22 protein-coding genes are annotated in these 23732 nt (G+C 34.7%); 11 read left to right on the plus strand and 11 right to left on the minus strand.

Features of this window, described 5'->3' with window-relative positions; genetic code table 11:
• Window positions 1-99: 99 nt before the first annotated feature.
• The 4 genes from ACSVH5_RS02445 to pabB form a co-directional block, all read right to left on the minus strand.
• The gene (locus ACSVH5_RS02445) at window positions 100-1947 is read right to left on the minus strand and encodes a CocE/NonD family hydrolase (RefSeq protein ID WP_438059875.1); all 1848 of its coding nucleotides are present in this window, start codon (window positions 1945-1947) and stop codon (window positions 100-102) included.
• A gap of 85 nt (window positions 1948-2032) precedes the next feature.
• A complete protein-coding gene (locus ACSVH5_RS02450; protein ID WP_438059876.1) occupies window positions 2033-4066 on the minus strand; it encodes a protein-disulfide reductase DsbD family protein in 2034 nt (677 codons plus the stop codon).
• An 8-nt stretch (window positions 4067-4074) separates the two neighbouring features.
• Entirely contained in the window at window positions 4075-5382 is a 1308-nt protein-coding gene (gene tilS, locus ACSVH5_RS02455) for a tRNA lysidine(34) synthetase TilS (RefSeq protein WP_438059877.1), read from the minus strand.
• Window positions 5383-5575: 193 nt separating this feature from the next.
• On the minus strand, window positions 5576-6862 hold the full coding sequence (gene pabB, locus ACSVH5_RS02460; RefSeq protein ID WP_438059878.1) for an aminodeoxychorismate synthase component I: 1287 nt from the start codon (window positions 6860-6862) through the stop codon (window positions 5576-5578).
• 515 nt (window positions 6863-7377) lie between these two features.
• Here pabB and ACSVH5_RS02465 point away from each other — a divergent pair.
• Window positions 7378-7752 (plus strand): DoxX family protein, encoded by a 375-nt coding sequence (locus tag ACSVH5_RS02465; protein WP_438059879.1) that lies wholly within the window; start codon window positions 7378-7380, stop codon window positions 7750-7752.
• A gap of 60 nt (window positions 7753-7812) precedes the next feature.
• Here ACSVH5_RS02465 and lpdA read toward each other — a convergent pair whose 3' ends face one another.
• Together lpdA and ACSVH5_RS02475 are read right to left on the minus strand one after the other, a co-directional pair.
• The gene (gene lpdA, locus ACSVH5_RS02470; protein ID WP_438059880.1) at window positions 7813-9216 is read right to left on the minus strand and encodes a dihydrolipoyl dehydrogenase; all 1404 of its coding nucleotides are present in this window, start codon (window positions 9214-9216) and stop codon (window positions 7813-7815) included.
• Window positions 9217-9519: 303 nt separating this feature from the next.
• A complete protein-coding gene (locus ACSVH5_RS02475) occupies window positions 9520-9978 on the minus strand; it encodes an Lrp/AsnC family transcriptional regulator (RefSeq protein ID WP_438059881.1) in 459 nt (152 codons plus the stop codon).
• Between the two features lie 375 nt (window positions 9979-10353).
• Here ACSVH5_RS02475 and ACSVH5_RS02480 point away from each other — a divergent pair, with 375 nt between their 5' ends.
• Both ACSVH5_RS02480 and ACSVH5_RS02485 read left to right on the plus strand, forming a co-directional pair.
• Window positions 10354-11562, plus strand: a complete 1209-nt coding sequence (locus ACSVH5_RS02480) for an aminotransferase class I/II-fold pyridoxal phosphate-dependent enzyme (protein WP_438059882.1) — start codon at window positions 10354-10356, stop codon at window positions 11560-11562.
• Between the two features lie 149 nt (window positions 11563-11711).
• A complete protein-coding gene (locus ACSVH5_RS02485; RefSeq protein WP_438059883.1) occupies window positions 11712-12272 on the plus strand; it encodes a DUF6642 family protein in 561 nt (186 codons plus the stop codon).
• On the opposite strand, the gene ACSVH5_RS02490 is transcribed toward ACSVH5_RS02485, so the two are convergent.
• A complete protein-coding gene (locus ACSVH5_RS02490; RefSeq protein ID WP_438059884.1) occupies window positions 12269-12799 on the minus strand; it encodes a DUF4442 domain-containing protein in 531 nt (176 codons plus the stop codon). The genes ACSVH5_RS02485 and ACSVH5_RS02490 overlap by 4 nt on opposite strands.
• Window position 12800: 1 nt before the next feature.
• A complete protein-coding gene (locus tag ACSVH5_RS02495; protein WP_438059885.1) occupies window positions 12801-13751 on the minus strand; it encodes an NAD(P)H-dependent flavin oxidoreductase in 951 nt (316 codons plus the stop codon).
• Between the two features lie 367 nt (window positions 13752-14118).
• Between ACSVH5_RS02495 and ACSVH5_RS02500 the strand changes: the two genes are divergently transcribed.
• From ACSVH5_RS02500 to arsB, 5 genes are all read left to right on the plus strand, one after another.
• Window positions 14119-14838 carry a DUF547 domain-containing protein gene (locus ACSVH5_RS02500; RefSeq protein WP_438059886.1) on the plus strand — a complete coding sequence of 240 codons (720 nt, stop codon included), beginning with the start codon at window positions 14119-14121 and terminating at the stop codon, window positions 14836-14838.
• A gap of 89 nt (window positions 14839-14927) precedes the next feature.
• The gene (locus ACSVH5_RS02505; protein WP_438059887.1) at window positions 14928-15281 is read left to right on the plus strand and encodes an ArsR/SmtB family transcription factor; all 354 of its coding nucleotides are present in this window, start codon (window positions 14928-14930) and stop codon (window positions 15279-15281) included.
• A 19-nt stretch (window positions 15282-15300) separates the two neighbouring features.
• Window positions 15301-15771: a DUF6428 family protein gene (locus ACSVH5_RS02510; protein WP_438059888.1), complete on the plus strand. Its 471-nt coding sequence runs from the start codon at window positions 15301-15303 to the stop codon at window positions 15769-15771.
• A gap of 27 nt (window positions 15772-15798) precedes the next feature.
• On the plus strand, window positions 15799-16413 hold the full coding sequence (locus ACSVH5_RS02515; RefSeq protein WP_438059889.1) for a low molecular weight phosphatase family protein: 615 nt from the start codon (window positions 15799-15801) through the stop codon (window positions 16411-16413).
• 4 nt (window positions 16414-16417) lie between these two features.
• Window positions 16418-17482, plus strand: a complete 1065-nt coding sequence (gene arsB / locus ACSVH5_RS02520) for an ACR3 family arsenite efflux transporter (protein ID WP_438059890.1) — start codon at window positions 16418-16420, stop codon at window positions 17480-17482.
• Window positions 17483-17583: 101 nt separating this feature from the next.
• Here the strand turns inward: arsB and ACSVH5_RS02525 are convergent, their stop codons facing one another.
• Window positions 17584-18645, minus strand: a complete 1062-nt coding sequence (locus ACSVH5_RS02525; protein WP_438059891.1) for an outer membrane beta-barrel protein — start codon at window positions 18643-18645, stop codon at window positions 17584-17586.
• A 927-nt stretch (window positions 18646-19572) separates the two neighbouring features.
• Here ACSVH5_RS02525 and ACSVH5_RS02530 point away from each other — a divergent pair.
• The 3 genes from ACSVH5_RS02530 to ACSVH5_RS02540 all read left to right on the plus strand — a co-directional run bounded on the left by ACSVH5_RS02530 (window position 19573) and on the right by ACSVH5_RS02540 (window position 22429).
• Window positions 19573-21207, plus strand: a complete 1635-nt coding sequence (locus ACSVH5_RS02530; RefSeq protein WP_438059892.1) for a SulP family inorganic anion transporter — start codon at window positions 19573-19575, stop codon at window positions 21205-21207.
• A gap of 14 nt (window positions 21208-21221) precedes the next feature.
• A complete protein-coding gene (gene can / locus ACSVH5_RS02535) occupies window positions 21222-21857 on the plus strand; it encodes a carbonate dehydratase (RefSeq protein WP_438059893.1) in 636 nt (211 codons plus the stop codon).
• 125 nt (window positions 21858-21982) lie between these two features.
• The gene (locus ACSVH5_RS02540; protein ID WP_438059894.1) at window positions 21983-22429 is read left to right on the plus strand and encodes an N-acetyltransferase family protein; all 447 of its coding nucleotides are present in this window, start codon (window positions 21983-21985) and stop codon (window positions 22427-22429) included.
• 45 nt (window positions 22430-22474) lie between these two features.
• Here the strand turns inward: ACSVH5_RS02540 and ACSVH5_RS02545 are convergent, their stop codons facing one another.
• Both ACSVH5_RS02545 and bcp read right to left on the minus strand, forming a co-directional pair.
• Window positions 22475-22939, minus strand: a complete 465-nt coding sequence (locus ACSVH5_RS02545) for a YciI family protein (RefSeq protein WP_438059895.1) — start codon at window positions 22937-22939, stop codon at window positions 22475-22477.
• A 135-nt stretch (window positions 22940-23074) separates the two neighbouring features.
• On the minus strand, window positions 23075-23527 hold the full coding sequence (gene bcp, locus ACSVH5_RS02550; protein ID WP_438059896.1) for a thioredoxin-dependent thiol peroxidase: 453 nt from the start codon (window positions 23525-23527) through the stop codon (window positions 23075-23077).
• Window positions 23528-23732 lie beyond the last annotated feature (205 nt).

Here is a 23732-nt window from a genome sequence, read left to right on the forward strand (position 1 = left end):
CAAACCTCTCTATAAAAACTATAAACAACCTTACTTTTTTGTTACAAAAAAACCTCCAAAATGAGTTTGGAGGTTATTACAAATGAAACATTAATTGCTTTATTTCAAAACGGTGAATTCAATAGCTGAGTCTGAATAGACACGATGGGTTTGTTTTTTGAAATCCTCTGGCTTAGCATAAAATATGTTTGGCACAAAAGTTTGAGGATTCAAATCTATCAAAGGAAACCAAGTACTTTGCACTTGTATTTGAATTTTATGTCCTTTTTTGAAGGTGTGAAAAACATCCTGTAATTTTACATTTACAGCAGTTTTCTCATTGGCCACAAAAGGCTCAGGCTTTATAAAACTATTGCGAAAACGTCCTCTCATCACCTCACTGCGCACCATCATATGATAATTACTCATTTTTAAATACGGTTGCACTTCTTTTGTTTCAGGTTCATCATTCGGGAAAACATCAACTACTTTAACAACCCAATCCGCATCGGTTCCAGTGGTAGCTACTTGCAATTTGGCTAAAATATCTCCAGCCAAAGTAACATCTTCTGCTAAAACATCTGTTTCAAAAACCAAAACATCAGGTCTTCTAGCAGCAAATCGTTGGTCATCGGTCATATATTTTCTTGGAGTCAAACCTTGTTGCTTAATATCTTCTGAGTGCGGCACAGGTTTTTTTGGGTCGCTGACAAATTCCTCAAAAGAAACTGCTCCAGCATTTTTAGTTAACTTCTGTTGCGGTTGCAAATAGAACTGTTGTTTTTCTGTGTTTTTTGGAGGCCAAGCGTCGTAGGTTTTCCATTCTTTTCTTCCCGTATCAAAAACGTAAGCTTCGGGCAATTTGTTCTCCCCTTTCCCATTATTTTTCAAGAAATGACGGAAAAAATTAGCCTCAATATTCTTTTGATAAAAACCAGAAATACTGTCACCAAAATTAATATTTCCTATAATTTGTTTTTCTGAATTTCTAGCCCAATCGCCGTGGCTCCAAGGCCCCATAACAATAGTGTTATAATTCTTACTACTTTTTTCTATGGTTGAATACGTATTCAATGGACCATACAAATCTTCAGCATCGAACCAACCGCCAACAATCATTACAGCTGGTTTGATATTTTTTAAATGCTGCAACAAGCCTCTTTTTTGCCAGAATTCATCATAGCTTGAATGTTCCTTAAGTTGTTGCCAAAATTCATTGGAAGAATCGTAATATTTGTCCAAATTCACTAAAGGCCCAGCATTCAAAAAGAACTGATAATCATCATTGGTACCAACATTTGGAAACTTAAACCAAGCTTCTGTAGTTGGCTTTGTTTTTTGAGGGCCAAAAAGTGGCGTCACCTTCCAATAACTCAACAAATAAGCCCCATTATGATGAAAGTCATCAAAGAAAAAATCACTAATACAAGCCTGAGGAGACACTGCTTTTAAGGCAGGATGCCCACTCAACAAAGAATAAGACGCATAATAACCTGGATATGAAATTCCCCAAGTTCCAACATTTCCATTGTTATTGGCCACATTTTTTACCAACCAATCAATCGTATCGTAGGTATCTGAAGCCTCGTCAACCTCCGTTTTTCCCTTTTTGTTTGGAATATATCCTCTCATATTGTCATATAATCCATCGCTCATATAGCGCCCTCTCACATCTTGATACACCACAATGTATCCTTCTTTCATCATCGTTTCGTTAGGACCAATACTTCTTTTAAACTGATCTGGTCCGTAAGGTGCGCAATTGTATGGAGTACGCTGCATTACAATAGGATACTTTTTAGAAGTATCTTTTGGGGAATAAATCGCTGTAAATAATTCTAAGCCATCGCGCATTTTAATTCGTACTTCTTGCTTGGTATACTTTTCAGCTACATAATTGGGTTTCTTTTCTTGTCCTACAGCCAAAAGACAGACAAACAAAAAAGGAAGTAGTAGTAATTTTTTCATATTTGGTTTAGTTTATTAGATAATTCGTAAAAATAAGAAATCCCATCCGACTTAACAGATGGGATTACAAAAAAACTAGTTTTGTTTAAAACTTTGCTATACCAGACTTTAACCAAGCTTCGTACTCTTTTACACCAACATAACTTATGGTAGGCTGTGCTGCATTCAAACTTTTTCCTTCTAAATCAGTTAGCACATACAAAGGCTGGGTGTTTGTTTTATATCGAGTAATCATAAAATCTGTCCATTTATCCCCAATAGTTTCAATTTCTGAATCGGTTGCTTTGGAAAAGAATTGTTCGTTTTTTGGCAATTCTCTTTTATCATCCACATACAATGAAATCACAACCACTTTCTCTTTTAAAATAGACAAGACGTTAGGATTGGACCAAACATTGTTTTCCATTTTACGACAATTTACACAAGCAAAACCTGTAAAATCGAGCATAATGGGTTTGTTTACTTTTTTGGCATAAGCCAAACCTTCTTCATAATCATCAAAAACAACAATCCCGTGAGGACCAATTTTGCCTCCATCAGGTAACTCTTTTGTAGCTACACTAGTAGATGAGCCTCCAAATCCCATTGGACTTTCGCTATATTCCATTGGCGGAGGAAAAGCATTGATAAATTTCAATGGAGCACCCCATAACCCAGGAATTAAATAAAAGGTAAATACCAAAGAAAGCAATCCCATATACAATCTACCCACAGAAATATGTCCTACTGGACTATCATGTGGCAGCGTGATTTTTCCAAAAAGATACAACGATAATGCTCCAAAAATAGCAATCCAAATGGCGATAAAGACTTCGCGTTCTAGCAAATGCAATTGCAAAACCAAATCTGCATTGGATAAAAATTTGAAAGCCAAAGCCAATTCTAAAAATCCAAGAACTACTTTTACGGTATTCAACCAACCTCCAGATTTAGGTAAAGAATTTAACCATCCCGGGAACATCGCAAACAACATAAAAGGCAAGGCTAATGCCAATGAAAAGCCTAACATTCCTACTACTGGTGCAATTCCACCCTTAGAAGCAGCTTCTACTAATAAAGTTCCGACGATAGGCCCCGTACAAGAAAATGACACAATGGCCAATGCCAAAGCCATAAACAAAATACCTATGATTCCACCGCGGTCGGCTTGACTGTCTACCTTGTTTGCCCAAGAATTCGGCAACATAATTTCGAATGCGCCTAAAAAAGATGTGGCGAAAACAATTAATAAAACGAAGAAAATAAGGTTAAACCAAACATTGGTAGACAAGGCATTCAGCGCATCGGCACCGAAAATCCAAGTAACCAATAAGCCCAAACCTACATAAATAACGATAATGGAAATTCCGTAGATAATAGCGTTTCTGATACCTGCTGCTTTATTTTTGCTTTGCTTAGTAAAGAAACTTACCGTCATAGGAATCATTGGAAAAACACAAGGCGTTAACAATGCTGCAAAACCAGATAAAAAAGCAATAAAGAAAATTGCCCACAACCCGTGTTCTGTTGTTGCGCTTTTTACAGGAGCTATTTGAGAAGTCTCTGTAGTAACTGAATCTTTTACAGTATCAGCGGCTACTGTTGTTGTAGAATCTATCGTCTGCGCAGTCGTATCTTTTACTAAATCATTAATCGGAGTAGTTGGAGATGCTGTTGTAGCAGCGTTTTTCAACTCAGGTATGGCAATGCTAAATTTCTTTTCGAGATTGATACAAACTTCTTTGCAAGCTTGAAAATTCAACTCTACTTCTATGGTCTTAACTCCTTTATTTACTAGACTTATTTCTTGCGTAATTTGCGCTTTTTTCTCAAAAAAAGTTTCATTTACCTCAAAAATATCATTGTAAGCAGTTCTTGTTTTACTCTCTTTGGCTTTGCCTACCAAAGTATAATTCCCTTTTTGGTTCTTAAAATTAACTTCTAAAGGTAGTGGTCCTCCATCTGGAGTAAACTGTGAATATACGTGCCATTCGTTTTCGATGGTCGCATTGAATGTTACTATAAAATTGGTTGCTGATTTTTGTTCGATTTTGGTGGTCCATTTTACTGGGTCCAAAATTTGGGCGTTACCCAAACTACAAAAGAAAACTAAAAGTCCTAAAAGAAGGTGTTTTTTCATTACTAAACTTATATTATTGCTATTTTTAAAATTGTGTTGGTGGTATGTTCTACTTTAAATCGTTCGTCAGCTCTCATTCCAATTACCCAAACAATGGCATCATTGGAACACAAAAGCCAGGTGTTTTCTTTGTCTAAAAGTGCCATTTTTTCATCTTTAAAAAACTTGCTTACTTTCTTGCTTTTGCCCTTCATTCCCAAAGGATAAAAGACGTCGCCTTCTTTCCATTTTCTGAGCACCAAAGGATAGGCTAACTTAGATTCATCGACAAATATAGTATTTGAATCTGCTTTGTTGATGCCTTTAACTATACAAAATTTGAGTTTTAAGGGAATCTTAACTTTATCTTGATTTTTTTCAATAAAAAATAGCTCCTTTTCAGGCTCTTGTATTGGACTCAAAATAAAAAAATCGCGGTCTTTTAGCAATCGGTATTCTGCTGAAAAAACTTGTTTTCCTGATTGACTATCAACCAAATTATAAATATCATCCCAAGCCGAAAAGCCATATTCTTTAAGCCATTGATACAAATAAGAGGTATAATTAGGTAAACGCAATAATTGCTTTAAATCAAAATAAATGATATCCCCTTCTTCTCTTGCTACATGCTGATACACCATACTAGCTGCATCTGCAACCAATTCTTGTGCTTGTTGCAAATACTCTTGCGTCATTCCAAAAGTTTTTAAAAAATCAGGATTTAGTTCTTTGAGTATGGGCACCAAATGATGACGAATTTGGTTGCGCAAATATTTATCTGAGGCATTACTGCTGTCTTCTCGCCACTTCAAGTTGTTGGCTTTGGCATATTCCTCAATAGCTGCTCTGGAAAAAGGCAACAATGGCCGAAGTACCGCATCATTTTGAGCAGGTATACCCGACAAACCGTCTAAACCTGTGCCTCTTGAGAGGTTAATCAAAAAAGTTTCCAAATTATCATCGGCGTGATGGGCTGTTAAAACAAAGTCGAATTGATGGAGCTCTAGTTGTTCGTAGAACCAATCGTATCGCAGTTCTCTTGCAGCAACTTGCGTCGAAAGTTTATAATCATTGGCAAATGCCTGAGTATCGAATTGGGTGTAATAAAAGGGAATTTGATATTGAAGTGCATAATTTTGCACAAAACTTTGGTCTTCAAAACTTTCAATGCCACGGAGTTGAAAATTACAATGAGCAATAGCAATGGTATAAGGCAATTGTTGCAATAAATGTAAAAGCACCATACTGTCTAAACCACCGCTTACGGCCAACAATAATTTTTTGTTTTCGAGAAACGGAAATTGCGTTTGTAGATGTCGGTAAAAGAGGTTTTGCATACTCAAATTTACTTATTTTTAATTAGATGCTTTTTTTGTCTCCAAAAATAGACAATTGTTACTCATTAGCCCAGATAGTAGCGGCATCCTCTTGTATGGCGAAAGCCAATACAAGAGATATAGCGGATAGCTGGAAACCCTCTTGGCAAAAAATCCTATTGTTAGCGCTCCTAAAAATAGTTCAGAACAAATTTTATGCTAATACGCTCTTCATTGCTTTGGCTTTGAGCAAACATTCTTCGTATTCTTGCTCTGGTACCGATAAGGCTGTGATGGCACTTCCGACCGAAAAAGAAAGATATTGCTTCTTTTGGTTGTACAAAATACTGCGAATTACGACATTGAAATCGAAATCACCTTCGGGTGTGAAATAACCTACTGCCCCGCTATACAAGCCTCTTTTGGTTGCTTCTAATTCCTCGATGATTTTCATAGCCGAAATTTTGGGAGCCCCCGTCATACTTCCCATTGGAAAAGTAAGGCGCAATACATCAATAACTGAATATTTTTCGTCCATTTTTGAAGTGATGGTTGAAATCATTTGATGGACTTGCATAAAAGAATAAATGCCGCAAAGCTCTTCTACTTGCACCGAACCTTTTTGTGCGGTTCGCGATAAATCATTGCGAACCAAATCGGTAATCATAATATTTTCAGCACGCTCTTTTGGATTGGTAGCCAAATCTTCTTTTGCTTTTTCGTCGGCCACAGGGTCTTCATAGCGTTTTGCGGTTCCTTTTATGGGCTGCGAAATCAAATCTTCTCCTTCTTTTCTCAGATATCTTTCTGGCGTGGCAGACAACAAGTACTGCTGGTTATTTTTTAGGAAAACCGCAAAGGGTGGTTGCGAAATGGCATTTAACTTTTGAAACTTTTCGAGTGGCTGAATGCTTGCTTTTTCTGCATAAAATTCCATACAAAAATTGGCTTCATAAATGTCCCCTTTATGAATGTATTCCTGCATTTTTTGTACTTGCTCGAGGTATTTTTTTTGGTCTATTCTAGCTTGTACCACAACAGAATCCGAGGCGGTACTTTGTTGAGGAACAATAGTCGTAATATCTTGATAATCTTCTTGTAGCTCGTCATCACATAGGTGTAAATACCTTGTTTCAAGTTGATTCCCTTTTAGCAAAAAAATCTTTTTGGGCTGAAAAAAGAACAAATCTGGAAAATCCAATCCATCAAAATTATTGGATTGTAAGCGCTCGCTATCGTTTTTTAAATCATAAGACAAATAGCCAAACAGCCAGTCCTTTGTAGTTTGCTGGTACTGCTTTAAATCCTCAAAAGCATTATGATAATCGGTTTGAAGCAAAGTGAAAGCGTCTACAGCTAACATACAATCATAACTAGAATACGCTTGTGGATAACTATTGCTATCCAAAAAAGCTACTTCACGAAACTGCTGCGCCCAATGCAAAAGTTGTTCTTTAAAAAGGAATGGATTGTCAATAGTGTAAAATTCAGAAACTCTCAAGAAAAATTATTTTAAGCTCCAAAATTACGACAAAAAATTCCCTTCTGCCTTTTTCCTGAAAAAAAATAGGAGCATTCACATTTAAAAAAATTTAGCACAAATTTAAAGAAAGTGGAAAAACTTTGACGGCATCTTGACTAACTTTGTTTACCGCTGATTCGCTGATTTTCAAAGATTAAAAAAAGTGTTAGAAAGAATTATACAAATTCTTGTAAAAAAGACAAAAGGAATGTCATGCTGCTGTACATTCAAAAAAATCAGTGATGATTGAGGATAGCTGCTTATTGAACTAGTAAAATAGGCTATTTATAAGAAAGTAACATTCTTAAAAAAAATATAAAAATCCATTCCCTGGAGCTTTTTACAAAAAATACAAAGTTTTAATTCGTTTAATATCAATTATTTAACCTAAATTTGATATATAAATAACACCTCAAAGTTCTACTTCATGGCTCACTTAATCTAAAAATAATGGCTATTGAAACAATTTTATAACCTTTTAAACTTGATTAATTATGAAGATAGCAACAACAATTGTTCGGATTTTGATTGGTTTACTGCTTTTATTTGCCTCCATCAGTTATTTTCTTCACCTGATGCCTGAACCTGAGACAACTGGTAATTTCAAAGCATTTAATGTTGGCTTAATAGCCGCGACTTATATTATGCCCTTAGCTAAAGCTATCGAATTATTAAGTGGGTTGGCTTTTGTAACCAATAAGTTTGTAACCCTCGCCAACATCATGGTGTTACCTATTACGATAAACATTTTGTTTATCAATATATTTTTAACTCCTGAAAACATTCCTATTGCAGCGGCATTATTCATGGGGAATTTGTTTTTAATCAGTCGCTATTGGGATAATTACAAAAGTGTTTTCACTCCTTGATTTACATAAAAAAACCCGTCTAAAAATTACGAGACGGGTTTTTTTTTGAAAGTTACGCTTTTATACGTGTAACGCTCTATTCTCTGTGGCAGCCAATGCCGCTTCTTTAATCGCTTCCGCAAAAGTAGGATGCGCGTGAGACATTCTAGAAATATCTTCGGCTGAAGCTTTAAATTCCATAGCGGTAACGGCTTCTGCAATCAAATCGGCTGTTCTAGCTCCAATCATATGAACACCAAGAACTTCATCCGTTTTGGCATCAGCAAGGATTTTTACAAAACCATCTAAATCGGCACTAGCGCGCGCACGACCCAAAGCTTTGAAAGGGAAATTCCCCACTTTGTAAGTTACTCCTGCTGCTTTTAATTGTTCTTCTGTTTGTCCAACAGCAGCAACTTCAGGCCAAGTGTACACGACACCCGGAATTAAATTATAATCGATATGTGGTTTTTGACCTGCTAAAATTTCAGCCACCATCGTACCTTCTTCCTCAGCTTTGTGAGCCAACATCGCGCCACGCACTACATCACCAATAGCGTAGATGTTTGGAGTAGATGTTTGCAAGTGGTCATTCACTTCGATTTGACCTCTATCTGAGATTTTTACACCCGCTTTATCTGCATTCAATCCATCAGTATAAGGGCGACGACCTACAGAAACTAAAGAGTAATCTCCTTCTAAAGTGATGATTTCACCTTTAGCATTTTCAGCTTTCACGGTTACTACATCACCAGCTCTTTCTACTGACTGTACTTTGTGAGAAGTATAGAACTTCATTCCTTGTTTTTTAAGGACTTTGGTCAATTCTTTAGACAATGAAGCATCCATTCCTGGAATGATTCTGTCCATAAACTCCACAACAGATACTTGCGCACCAAGACGTAAATACACTTGCCCTAATTCAATTCCAATTACACCTCCACCAATAATTACAAGGTGCTTAGGCACTTCTTTTAATTTTAACGCTTCGGTTGAAGTAATAATTCTTTCTTTATCGATTGAGATAAAAGGTAAAGAAGAAGGTTTTGAACCAGTAGCGATGATGATATTTTTGGCTTCAATAGTTTCAGAAGTTCCGTCAGCTTTGGCAACCGCAACGTGAGTCGCGTCTACAAAAGAACCCAAACCGTTAAAAACTGTGATTTTATTTTTATCCATCAAAAACTGAACTCCTCCAGATGTTTGATCAACAACTGCTTGTTTGCGAGCAATCATTTTCTCTAAATTCACTTTAACCTCACCAGAAAGTTCAATTCCGTGATCGGCAAAATGTTTAATTTCATCGTAATGATGTGAAGAAGCTAGAAGCGCTTTGGATGGAATACATCCTACATTTAAACAGGTTCCTCCAAGAGTGGAGTATTTCTCGATAATTGCGGTTTTGAAACCTAATTGTGCGCAACGAATTGCCGACACATATCCTCCAGGACCAGAACCTATAATGACTACGTCAAATGAACTCATAGTGTGTTGATTTATTTTTTTGAGTGACAAAATTAAGGAATAAAGTTTTGTTTAAACGCTACTTTTTAAGGTTTTTTGTGTGAATTTCTTGAGAATAAAAAATAAAATAAACCACTACGACTTAAAATACTTAGTTTTGGTTGACAGACTTAAGTCTGCAAGTTTGAAAACATAAAAAAAACCACAAATTCGCAAATTACAAACTTAAAAGCAAAAAATAATTTGCGGATTTGCGGTAAACATTTTTAGAACCTGAAAGGAAAAAACTATAAATTACATAGTTTGAACTGAAATTTGAGAGCATCAAAAACCAATAACCGTAGTGTTTTTTACCTCACTAATCATAAAGGTGCTTTGTGTACTTCCAATGTGTTGAAGCGTGGTGAGCTTGGTGACCAAAAACTCGCGATAAGCTTCCATATCTTTTACTAAAACTTTGAGGATGTAATCATAATCGCCACTCACGTGATGGCATTCTAAGACTTCGTGCAATTGTACCACTTCGTTCTCGAAACGGGTGAGGAATTCTTTGGTGTGTTGTACCAATTTTAAATGACAAAACACAACAAATCCTTTTTCTATTTTGGATTTATCTACTAAAGCAACATACTTGCTAATGATGCCCTCGCGCTCTAACTTCTTGATGCGCTCATAAACAGCGGTTACCGAAAGATTCAATTTTAATGACAATTCTTTGGTTGTTTTTTTACTATCGGTTTGGAGTAAAATCAACAGTTTTTTATCAATTGTATCTAAAGTCATAGCATTTTTTAAGGGTTTAAAGGTTTAAGGTTTAAAAGTTATGGGTTATGGGTTATGGGTTATGGGTTATGGGTTTTGGGGTTAGGTATTGGGTTTGGATTGTTTTTGATGTGAAAAAAAATCTATTAATACAGGATTTGAAACACAAAAATAGAGATATAATCTACATTAATACTTATTAAAAGATTTAAAAACTATAATTATCACTCACTATTGATTAATAATCTACCTATTCTTTATTTTGGTGTGGTTCTCAACAAAAAAGCCTAGCCCCGATAGCAGCGGCATCCTTTGCCTTTTTCCTTTAAAAAGGCAAAGATATAGCGGATAGCGGGATGAGCTCCTAATGAAAAAAAACTAAACTAAATATAGACTATGAAAAATAACGATTTTAATCCAGCAGATAATATTCAGGATTTACAATATTTTGGGGAATTTGGAGGCGTAAACCCTTCGATATCGGACTCGTCTACCTACACTTTTTTATCGGCCAAAACAATGTTTGACACCTTTGAGGGCAATGTGGAAGGCTGTTATTTGTATTCGCGTCACTCCTCGCCTAGTAACTTGTATTTAGACCAAGCACTTGCTGCGATGGAAGGAACGGAAGCAGCGAATGTCTCGGCTTCGGGAATGGGAGCGATTACGCCTACTCTTTTGCAATTATGCGGTGCGGGCGACCATATTGTATCAAGCCGCACGATTTATGGTGGTACGTATGCTTTTCTTAAAAACTTTACGCCGCGCTTAGGCATTGAAACGACCTTTGTGGACATCACAAAACTAGCGGTAGTGGAAGCTGCGATTACGCCAAAAACCAAAGTGTTGTATTGCGAAACGGTAAGCAACCCGCTGCTAGAAGTTGCCGATATTGCGGGATTGTCTGCAATCGCCAAAAAACACAATCTGACTTTGGTGGTTGACAATACTTTTTCTCCACTTTCGGTTTCTCCTGCCCGTTTAGGAGCAGATATTGTAATTCATAGTTTGACCAAATACATCAATGGAAGTAGCGATACGGTTGGTGGTGTAACTTGTGCTAGTCGCGAATTTATTAATAGTTTGAAAAATGTAAATACTGGTGCTAGTATGCTTTTGGGGCCTACAATGGACAGTCTTCGCTCGGCTAGTGTAATGAAAAATCTTCGTACGCTTCATATTAGAATGAAACAACATAGTTATAATGCACAGTATTTGGCCGAACGATTTGAAAAAGACGGTTTAAAAACGGTTTATCCTGGTTTAGCCAGTCATCCAAGTCATCAACTGTACAAAAATATGATTAATCCCGAATACGGCTTTGGTGGAATGATGACTATTGATGTTGGAAATTTAGCCACTGCTAATGCTTTGATGGAGTTGATGCAAGAGCGTAATCTGGGCTATTTAGCCGTGAGTTTGGGCTTTTATAAAACCTTGTTTAGCGCACCAGGTACCTCAACATCTAGCGAAATCCCATTGGAAGAACAAGCCGAAATGGGACTTACCGATGGATTGATTCGTTTTTCGATTGGACTTGATAACGACATCGAAAGAACCTACCAAAGTATGAAACAATGTATGCTCGACTTGAATGTTTTATAATACTCTCGATAACTTTTACACATCCGTTACTTCACCGTAACGGATTTTTTTTTGATAAAAAATTCTCATTTGAAAGAAGAATGATTTGTACAAAAAATCAGAATCCCAAAAAGAAAGAATATTTTTGTAACCTATTTAAACAAGACGTTATGCACCAAGAAAAGTTTATTTTCTGCCTCGAAGGAGTTCCCGATATTGACTTTGAACAACAAACAGCCGTAATCAAAAACCTTGAAAGAATGGCTTTTGAACAAGGTTTAACGAGTATTTATAAGTCTTGTGATACGATTGAAGGTCTTGAAGAAAGCTTGAGTACCTTGCTCTATGACGACAATAATTTTCAGGCCTACGAAATCATTTATTTGGTGATGCCTGGAGAAGCCAATACGATTTGCCTGAATGATTACTTTTATAGTTTGGAAGAAATTGCAGAACTATTTGAAGGCAAAATGAAAGGTAAAATCATTCACTTTGCCAATGCAAAAGTATTGGACTTAGACGAAGAAGAGGCCCAATACTTTTTGGACATTACAGGAGCAAGAGCCGTTTCGGGCTACGGTATAGCCTCGACCTTGATAAGCAGTCATTTGCTCGACAAAACTTTTTTTGATTTGTGCCAAAAGGAAGACGACATAACAGACGTAGTCGAAAGACTGTTCGAGAAACAATACGCTTTGTGTCAGCTTTTGGATTTTAGGCTGTACTATTAAGAAGGCTCTTTTGAGGTTTTCTTTTTTTGAAGTTTTTGCTTGTAGTGCGCTTTGCTACTGATATAAATGGTTTTTTCTAATTCTGTAAACACCTCTTGATTAGCATTGGTAATCAACAATTGTTTGACGTAGTTCACTTCATTTTCTTCGGCAACTCTTTGTTGAATTTCTGCAATTTCATCACTGGTAAAATGAAAATCAGCATAAGCCACACTGAAAGCAGGTTTACGAAATCGAATAACAGAAGCTTTATCCCAAACCACATAGTCTTTCCCTAAAATTTGCATAAGCTGAATCATATAAATGGGGTCGGTTGCAGCGAACAAACTTCCGCCAAAAATGGAACCTACATAATTCTTGTTTTTATAACTTAAAGGAATTTTAATGCGAACCGTGTGCAAATCTTTTGAAACATAAGTGATTTTTCCGCAACTTCTTCGGTACATTGGTGACCAGTTGAACAAAACCTTAAACAATGTTGCCTTTTCTACAAAACGAATAAGAACTAAATAAATCTTTTCGTACATACTAACCCACCAATTTTTGAACAATCTGTTGCACGGGTAAAATAGCAGTAGTATCTTCTATACTAGGTCCCGCAACCCATACTGTTTTGTAGGTAACCTGAGTTGCTGCTTTTTCGGTGGCTTTCATCCCGATATAGAAACGAATCATTTTTACCCATTTTTTCAAGCTTTTATTTTTATTCAAAAGTGTTTCAAGCCAAGTTTGTTTGGTACCTACTTTTTGCACATAAGGCGTATTGATTACGGTACACGGAGTTCCCGAGATACGCTCTGTCATAATAATATCTTTCGCTCCATAATCCACACAAGCTTGTTTGTATTCTTGAGAAACGCTCGCTTCGTTTGAAGCTATAAAAGGACTACCAACAGAGACACCAACGGCTCCATAACTTAACATTTTATCCAAATCGGCCTTACTCCCTACTCCTCCAGCAGAGATTACGGGCAAACTTGTTTGCTCATTCAATAACTTAATTAAGGTTTCTGGGTCTATATTTCCACGGTGTCCACCTGCTTGATTATTGACTGCAATAATAGCATCGGCACCTAAACTTTCTACTTTTTTTGCAAAAGATAAATCCGTAACGTCACAAAAAACCTTGATACCAACTTTGTGAGCTTCAGCAATTGTTTCCTCAGGTGAACCCAAAGAAGTAATGATAAAATCTACTCCTTCTTCGCACAAAACACGTAGTTGTTCTTTGTACTTTACATTAGACTTGTTTACAATCAAATTGTACCCAAAACTACCACCCGACACTTTGGCTTGCTTTAATTCAATTATTGAAGCACGTAATTCTTCAAGTGTGCGATAATTCAATGCTGGGATGCATGCTGCAATTCCACTCTTCATACCTTCGATTACCATTTTTGTATTCGATACCAAAAACATAGGAGCCATAATCACTGGATGCGAGATTTGTAAAAGAGATTGTAACGATTGTTTTTCCATAGTATAGATTTTATTGGAATCAAAAATAGCAAAAGAAAACGATATATTATGCATGCATACAAAATAAATGAAATCGATTTCGTATACGGTAAAGGAATAAGAAAAAAGAAAAAAAATAGCAATTCATTATTTAATGTCAAAATATGGTAAAAACAACATAATTATAAGTGAATTTTAGAAATTTAAATACAATACTTCAACAAAAAAAACAAAAAAAGAACAGATGTGTATTCTTCAAAAAAAGACATACAATTACTCGTCAAATTTTTAATTAAATAAATATAATTTGTTTCAAAAAAATTAGTTTATTTGCCCAATTATTAGTAAATGAATATACCAATATAATACCATGAAAACCCAAATCTATATGAAAAAAATTGTATTACTAGTTTCCTTTTTAATCCTTACTTCTTATTCACAAGCTCAAACTTTAACTGATTTTTTTGAACAAACCAACGAATTTTTGAAGAAAAATGTTTCTCCAGAAGGTAAGGTAAATTATGCTCAATTAAAGAAAAGTCCCGGAGAATTAATTTACATTTTGGACAATATTTCAAAGTTAAAAACAGAATTTAAAACCAAAGAAGAAGCCAAAGCTTTTTGGATCAACGCCTACAACTTATTAGTTATCAAAGCTGTAGTTGAAAAACTACCTATTGTTTCTGTGAATACCATTCCAGGTTTTTTTAATGAAAAATCATTTGTTGTAGCCAAACAAGAACTCACTCTTGATGATATTGAAAACACGATTTTGAGAGAAATCATAGCTGATGCAGGAGTTCATTTTGTATTATGCAAAGGAACCAACGGCGATGCTCCACTTTTGAACGCTGCTTATACTCCAGAACAAGTGAACGATCAAATCAAACAACGCGCTAGGTTGTATATAAACGACAAAGATTTTTACAAAATTTTCAAGAATACCAATTCTATTGAATTACCTAAAATGTTCGAAACCTACAAAGGCGATTTTGTAACGGGTTACTTTAACGAAATAGATTTCATCAATATCTTTTTAGAGAAAAAAATTGAGACTACTTACAAAGTAATGACCCGCGCTTATGACTGGTCTTTGAATGGTAAATAATAAATTAACGTTTAAAAAATGGTTTTCTTTTCAAAAACCATTTTTTATTTCTATTTATTATCGTAATATTGCGATATTAAAATATAACAATGGGCGCATCCAAAACAGAACATTTTAAAGAGCATCAAAATGAAATTGCACTTTTAGCCAAAGCTATGGGACATCCAGCTCGTATAGCAATTTTAGAATTCTTACTTAAATCTAAGTCTTGCATGTGTGGAGAGATAGTCAATGAACTACCATTGGCACAACCTACAGTTTCTCAGCATTTAAAAGAATTAAAAAATGCAGGACTGATCAAAGGAAATATTGAAGGAAATGCTATTTGCTATTGTATAAATGAACAAGGATTTGAAAAAATCAAGACCTTTTTTGAAATGGTAACGTCAAAATCAAGTTCTGGCTTACCAAACGATTGTAATCCAAACGAAACATGTTGCTAAACTTTTAATTCAAATAATCATGAAGCTTTCTGAAGTAAAAACAATCTTAGAAAAACTAGAGGATGTCAACTTTAGTTTACCCAACGGACAAATGGTACCCATACATTTTCATGTGACCGAAGTTGGAATCATCAGCAAAAAATTTATTGATTGCGGTGGAACGGTACGAGAAGAAAAAGTAGTCAATTTTCAATTATGGAACGCCAATGATACGGATCACCGACTAAAACCAAACAAATTACTAAACATCATCAATCTTTCAGAAAAAGTACTTGGAATTGAAGATCTAGAAATTGAAGTAGAATACCAAAACGAGACTATCGGAAAATATGACTTAGGATTCAATGGCAATCATTTTTTATTACTAAGCAAACAAACCAATTGTTTAGCGCAAGATAACTGTGGCATTCCAGCCGAAAAACAACCTATTTCTCTACAAGAATTGACTACTTCTAAAAACACTTGCATTCCTGGAGGAAGTTGTTGCTAATACATATCACATTTTAAATTCTATTTTATGTTTCCAAAAATAAAATCAACTATAGAACAACTCAGCTTTGACACCATTTCCGAGGAAAGAAAACAAGTTGTAGCACCACTTGTTCAATTCATCCAATCTAAAGCTAACAGTGGATTACCTATTCGCCTCAACTTCATTTGTACCCATAATTCTAGAAGAAGTCATTTGTCGCAAGTTTGGGCTCAAACTGCAGCTGCATATTACAATATCAAAAATGTATTTTGTTATTCTGGCGGTACAGAAGCCACAGCCTTATTTCCAAAAGTAGCCGAAACATTGACCAATTCAGGATTTGAAATAAAAGTTATCAGCAAAAGCGATAATCCAATTTACGCCATAAAATACACTACCAATGAGCACCCCATAATCGGATTCTCAAAAAATTATGAAGACGATTTTAATCCGCAAAGTGAATTTGCAGCCATTCTAACCTGCACGCAAGCAGATGGTGGCTGTCCTTTTATTGCAGGAGCCGAAAAAAGAATCCCCATCACTTTTGAGGATCCAAAAGCTTTTGACAATACCCCTTTACAAGCAGAAAAATATCAGGAAAGAAGCCTACAAATTGCTACCGAGTTATTGTATGTTTTTAGTCAAATTAAATCCTTATAATAATATGTCAGCAAATAATTGTACACCCGTTGTAAAGAGAAAAAAACTTGGTTTTTTAGATAAAAATTTAACGCTGTGGATTTTCTTAGCTATGGCTTTGGGCGTAAGCATTGGGTATTTTATTCCTTCAAGTAGTACTTTTATCAATTCCTTTTCAAGCGGAACCACCAATATCCCATTAGCCATTGGATTGATTATTATGATGTACCCACCACTAGCCAAAGTAAACTACAGCAAAATCAACGAGGTCTTTCAAAACACCAAAGTACTTGGAACTTCTTTATTTTTAAACTGGATTATTGGACCTATATTGATGTTTTTTTTGGCATTACTTTTCTTAAATGGCTATCCAGAATATAGGATTGGTGTTATCCTAATCGGGCTAGCGAGATGTATTGCAATGGTTGTGGTTTGGAATGATTTGGCCGACGGAAACCGAGAATATGCAGCAGGTCTAATCGCTTTAAATAGTATATTTCAAGTCTTATTATACAGTGTCTACGCTTACCTATTTATCTCGGTACTTCCACCATATTTTGGTTATTCTGGATTTGATGTTTCTATAAGCATTGGTCAAATTGCAGAAAGTGTTGGTATTTATTTAGGAATTCCATTTGTATTGGGAATACTTAGCAGATACGGCTTAATTGCTATGAAAGGACAAGAATGGTTTGATAAAAAATACCTACCAATGATTTCTCCGGTTACTTTAATTGCACTATTATTTACAATAGTTATAATGTTTAGTCTTAAAGGAGAATTGATAATTCAAATTCCGTTAGATGTTATTAGAATCGCTATTCCTTTAGTGGTTTACTTCAGTCTGATGTTTGTTCTTAGTTTTTTTGCAGGCAGGTATTTTGGAGCCGATTATTCTAAAGCTACTGCCATTGCTTTTACTGCCACAGGAAACAATTTTGAACTAGCCATTGCTGTTAGTATAGGTGTTTTTGGCATCAATAGTGGTCAAGCTTTTGCTGGAGTTATTGGTCCATTGGTAGAAGTTCCAGCATTAATAGCTTTAGTTAATTTAGCCTTTTGGTTTAGAAAAAAATATTATACTAACTAAAAAAATACTGCTTGATTTCAAATAGAAAATCAAGCAGTATAAAAAAAACTGTCACAACACTTTAAATTAAAGTATCATGACAGAAAAAAAATAGATTGTAATTAGAATGAATAGGTTGTTGCAAACAAGATATTAGCTGCACTTCCTGTAGCGCTTCCATTTGATTTAGTGAAAAAATCTTTAGATGAAGAATCTAATCGAATTTCAGGTATGAAAGTAAAATTTCCTTCTTTGAAGTTTAAAGACAAAGTGTTTGCAAAAACATTATTATCAACTATACCATATTTTGCAGCATCTTTATAATCAAAATATTCAATTCTGTAAGCCAAACTCACTTTATCTGTAAACAAATAATTAGCATAACCTACGAGAGCAAACCAACTAGCATCAAGTGAAGTATCGGTATCATCTTTTAAAGAAGCATAAGTTCCGTTGAATCCTAAGGCAAATTTATCACCTAACTTCTTTGTAGCTACAATATCATATTGTGTGGCATTGGTTTCGGAAGCTGGATTATTACTACCTGATGTAAAGTTGAAATAAACGGCACCAGTCTCTCCAGTATAAGAAAGTTGAGCAATGTACGTTTTTTGATCTGTACCACTATCCAAAGCCGTTTTAAAGTCTGTTGGGTTAGTAACACCTGCCATCAATCCAAATTTACCAGCTGTATATTGTGCTTTCACCCCAGTATTAAAGAAAGGTCCATTGGTAAATGCATAGGACATACTGTAGTTTTTATTATCAACTGCATCGACCAACTCATAGCCAACATGAGTAGCGAAACTACCTGCAATTATTTTAAACTTATCTGAGAATTCATAGGTAAAACTCAACTGTTTGATTAAGAAAGTAGCATTATCATTTGCTGAAGTATCATTGTATGAGAAATCAGCAGCTCTTTTGCCAAATCCTAAATCAACAAATACTGAAGCCTTACCAAACTTGTGAGAAGCTTCAACAGAAGCCATACCCAATTCAAAAGAATTACTAGAGTTGGTAAAACTGGTTTTATTATTGGAAGGTTTATTAGCAAAATCATATTTATAATAAGCATCGGCTGAACCAGCAAAAGTTGTCGCTGGGGTTGTTTTTACTTCTTCTTGGGCTAAAATAAAATTAGACGAAAGCAATAAAGTTAAAATTAAGGTGGCTTTTTTCATGTGCATTTAATTTTGGTTAAAATTTCAATTATTTGGTTAAAGTTTTTTGGTATGCGATATGATTTTAGCTAAAAATCGAACCTAAAAAAAGTACCTTTTGTAGGTTTTTTTTCCTTTTTCTTTGACGAATTTATTACCTTTTTTTTGAAGACCTTCTAAAAAAAAAGCACTTTTTGCTGATTTTAACGAAGAATTATCAAATCAAAAATTTGAATCCAAAATACTAGCAAAATCCTATTTTAATTGGCAAATTTTATAAAAATGATAATGGGTATTTTGTATAAATTTTAACTTTTTGTTACATATATTCAAATATTTTAAGGGCTATGTTTAAAAAATAATTGTAATTAAATTATTTACCCCCTAAAAAATTAGGGTATAAAAGAAAATAGTAAAAAATTATGAATTTTTATAAATATACAGCAATTCGCCGTTAAAAAGTCTAAATTCAGAAGCCAAAAACCAATAAAATCGACAAGAATCGACTCCCTTTTATTATATTATCAAATTCATGGCAAGCCTCTATATTTAATTATGTATTTTTACATTTTAATTTTGCAAAAAAATGAGGCCATTTACAAACATAGTTGTCTTTTTACTACTCTTGTTTTTATTCAAGCCTACAATTGTATCTATAATTGAAAAAAAAATACCTAGTGGCTATAGTAAAGAAACAATAGTAGAAGAGGATGACACTAATGAAAGGGAAAAATTGGCCCCATTCAAACAATTAACAACTATTGAAACCCAAAAAAGTCCAATTAGCACTACTAGCCCAATTCGTCTTTTTGATATTTTTTCAATTCCAACTAATTATATTCAAAAAATAAACACTCCTCCTCCACGAAATATATAGTTCCTCTGTCAAGGCTGTTTTTAGTTTGCACTAAGAACAAATTTTCAATTAATTATCTATTTCAGAATAAAATGTCCAAAAAAATCAACTTATTTGCAAACCTTAACTCTGATTTTGCAGCAGGGTTAGTGGTTTTTTTAGTAGCCCTTCCTTTGTGTTTGGGTATTGCAATGGCTTCTGGAGCGCCATTGTTTTCAGGTATTATCTCGGGTGTAGTGGGAGGAATTATTGTAGGCTATTTGAGTCAATCACACATTAGTGTTTCTGGTCCTGCGGCAGGATTAACCGCAATTATACTGACCGCAGTAACGGACTTTAAAGCTTTTGATGTCTTTTTGTTAGCCGCATTTTTAGCAGGTGTTATTCAGCTACTATTAGGTTTTGTAAAAGCGGGAAGTATTTCTAATTATTTTCCAAATAATGTAATTGAAGGTATGTTGGCTGGTATAGGAATCATTATTATTTTAAAGCAATTACCCCATGCCGTTGGATACGACACAGACTTTGAAGGCGATGAAGCCTTTTTTCAAACCGACGGAAGTAATACTTTTTCTTCTCTAGTAGGTTTCTTTGATTATATACAATTAGGTTCAATACTCATCACCCTTATTTCACTTGCTATATTGATTACTTGGGACAAACTTCCAGCTTTGAAAAAACTAAAATTAATTCCTGGCGCCTTAGTTGCTGTAGTTGTTGGTGTGATTTTAAATGAATCATTAATAGCTAGTGGCAGCACTTTAGCCATACAAAAAGAACATTTGGTTTCGTTACCTATTCCAACTTCCTTCGAAGAATTTAAAAATATAATTATCACTCCCGATTTTTCGAGCATCACGAATCAAAAGGTTTGGGTGGTCGCTTTAACCATAGCAATTGTTGCTTCTATAGAAACCTTATTATGTATTGAAGCAGCTGATAGAATGGATTTTCAGAAAAGATACACCAATCCCAATGTTGAACTCAAAGCACAAGGAATTGGTAACATGATAAGCTCACTTTTAGGTGGATTACCTATGACTTCAGTGGTTGTTAGAACTTCAGCCAATAATAATGCAGGGGCCAAATCAAAAATGGCTGCTATTATTCATGGTGTATTACTTTTAATTAGTGTATTAGCGATTCCTTCTGTTTTAAACAAAATTCCGCTAGCAACTCTTGCCGCTATTCTTTTATTAGTAGGATACAAACTAGCCAAGCCAGCTACTTTTCTACATTTTTGGCATTACGGAAAATATCAATTTATTCCTTTCATCGCTACTTTATTAGCTGTAGTATTTACTGATCTACTCAAAGGTGTTGCGCTAGGAATTGTCATCAGCATTCTTTTTATCTTGAGAGGTAACTTAAAAAGAGCTTACAGTTTTAGAAAAGAGGAATATGAAGATGGGGACATTATTCATATTGACTTAGCTCAAGAAGTTTCTTTTCTTAATAAAGCAGCGATAAAATCAACCTTAGCCAAGATACCTGAAAATTCAAAAGTTATCATCGACGCCAAAGATACTGTATATATTACCCATGACGTTTTGGACTTAATTAACGAATTTAAAGAAATTAGATCCAAAGACCTCAACATCAAAGTAAAATTAAAAAACTTTAAAGATGAATACCAACTCGAAAACACCGTAAACACTAATCATGTCACCGTTGAACACCATTATGATTTTGTAAAACGAAAAGTAATAGAAAAAGAAACCTTTTAAATACATTAGTGAAAATGAGTGATTTTTATAAAAAAATATTAGACAATAATAAAGAATGGGTAGAGCAATGTTTAGCCGAAGACCCCAATTATTTTCAAGATTTAGCCAAAGGACAGACGCCTCCATTATTATGGATTGGTTGTTCTGATAGTCGTGTTCCTGCCAACGAAATCATTGGTGCAAAACCAGGTGAAGTATTTGTTCATCGAAATATTGCCAACATGGTAGTTCATACCGATATGAATATGTTAAGTGTACTGGATTATGCAGTTAATGTATTAAAAGTAAAACACGTGCTAGTTTGCGGACATTATGGTTGTGGTGGCGTCAAAGCAGCTATGGAAAATAGTTCAATTGGAATTATAGATAATTGGATTCGCCATATCAAAGATGTATATCGATTGCATTATGAATACCTTGATTCTATCCCTGATCTAGACAAACGCTTTAATACTTTTGTAGAATTAAATGTAAAGGAACAAGTTTTTGATTTGGCAAAAACCTCCATTGTGCAAGCTGCTTGGAAAAACAATCAGGAACTTACTTTACACGGATGGGTATATGGTTTAAACTCCGGTTTTGTTACCGATCTAAAAGTAAATATTAGTTCAAACAAAGACTTAGACGAAGTATATCAATTAAAATTTTAATCCCTTTTATTCATTAAAAACAAAGAAAACAGCTATTTTTCTAAAAATCAAAGTTTATTCATTTTTTTGCTCAATATAAAATAAAATCGTATTTTTAACTGTAAACCTCATAAATACAAACAGTTATGATACGAAAAGCTACATTAAAAGACATTGATGCATTAACCGTTTTATTTGACCAATATTTAGTGTTTTATAAAAAAAACTCTGATTTAGAAAAGCACAAAGCGTATTTAAAAGAGCGACTTGAAAATAATGAAGCGATCGTTTTTATGGCTTTTGACACACAAGATAGAGCTATTGGATTTGCGCTCAATTATATTACTTTCTCATCGTTATTACTAAGTAAAATAGTAATTCTAAACGATATATTTGTAGACTCTAACATTAGAAAAAATGGGACTGCAAAAGCATTAATTGAAGAAACAAAAAAATTAGCTCTTGAACTTGGCTCTCCCATCATTAGATTACGAACTGCCAAAAACAATTTTGCTGCACAAAATTTATATCACAAAATGGGATTTGTTCGTGACGAACACCTATATGGTTATGATTTAACGCTTACTAAATAATTCAAAAAAAGCCGCTCACCATAAATGAAGCGGCTTTATCTTAACTCATGGATTTATTTTCCATATTTTATCATGGATAGATAAATATTCTGACAATGCTGCGGAACCATACCAAGGAAACATTTCGACGCTTAAAAGATTGGCTTTTATAGCAAGATCATTTTCTAACCATTCTTTGGCTTCTTCCATTGTAGTGACATTCAAGATAAAAATTCCTCTCAAATTAGCCTCATTTTTACCCATGGGTCCTGCTACAATCAATTTTTTAGCGGCGGCCAATTTAGAAATATTAGCCATATGACCTGCAAAACAATCTGCAATAAATTGCTTATCAGTGGTAGTATTAGTACCCGTTTTTAGAAGCACAAAAACATAACGCTTCATGCCATACTCGTCTGCCCCTAATTGTTTGGCCAATTCGGCATCATACTTTGGATTCGTATTTTGCCCATAACCTAGGTTTAGAGTAAAACAGCATACTATCATCCATAAGATCTTTATGTTTTTCATATCGTATTGATTTTATTATTAGGTTAAAAATACGCAATATCCGCTATAAAATCACTTACATAAACAAGTTTAATACCATTAAAAAGCCAAATGAAAAAGACTCATTTGGCATACTTGTTAGCTCTAAATTTGATTTTATTTTAAAATCTGCGAAGCGTGTACTTTTGTTTTTACATCGGTAATTACTTCCGCTATGATTCCTTTTTCATCAATAACAAAAGTGGTACGGTGAATTCCATCGTATTCTTTACCCATAAACTTTTTGGGTCCCCAAACACCAAAAGCCTGAATCACAGCTTTGTCTTCGTCTGCCAATAATGGGAATGGAAATTCGTATTTGTCTTTGAATTTGGCTTGTGCTTTGGCACTGTCGGCACTCACACCAAGCAAAGCATAATTTTGAGCTTCAAATCTAGCGTAATTGTCTCTTAAATCACAAGCCTCGGCGGTGCAACCTGGCGTACTGGCTTTTGGGTAGAAAAAAACGACTAATTTCTTTCCGACATAATCTGCTAATTGATGTGTTTTTCCGTCTTGATCAACTCCTGAAAATGATGGCGCTTGATCTCCTTTTTGTAATGTGGTCATATTTTGATGCTAATGATTTAAAGGTTGTTTATAGTTTATGGTTTATAGTTTATAGTTTATAGTTTATTGCTATTCGTAATCGTTATAGGAACGTGTTATACCCCAGATGGTAGTGGAAAGCCAGGAATGAAAAACTGTTTTTTTTAATAAAAAAGAACGACCATCCCAAAAGCCATCGGACTCATCTTTGGCCCTACAAAAATAC

The sequence above is a fragment of the Flavobacterium sp. RSSA_27 genome (genome assembly GCF_051547125.1).
Lineage (GTDB): Bacteria > Bacteroidota > Bacteroidia > Flavobacteriales > Flavobacteriaceae > Flavobacterium.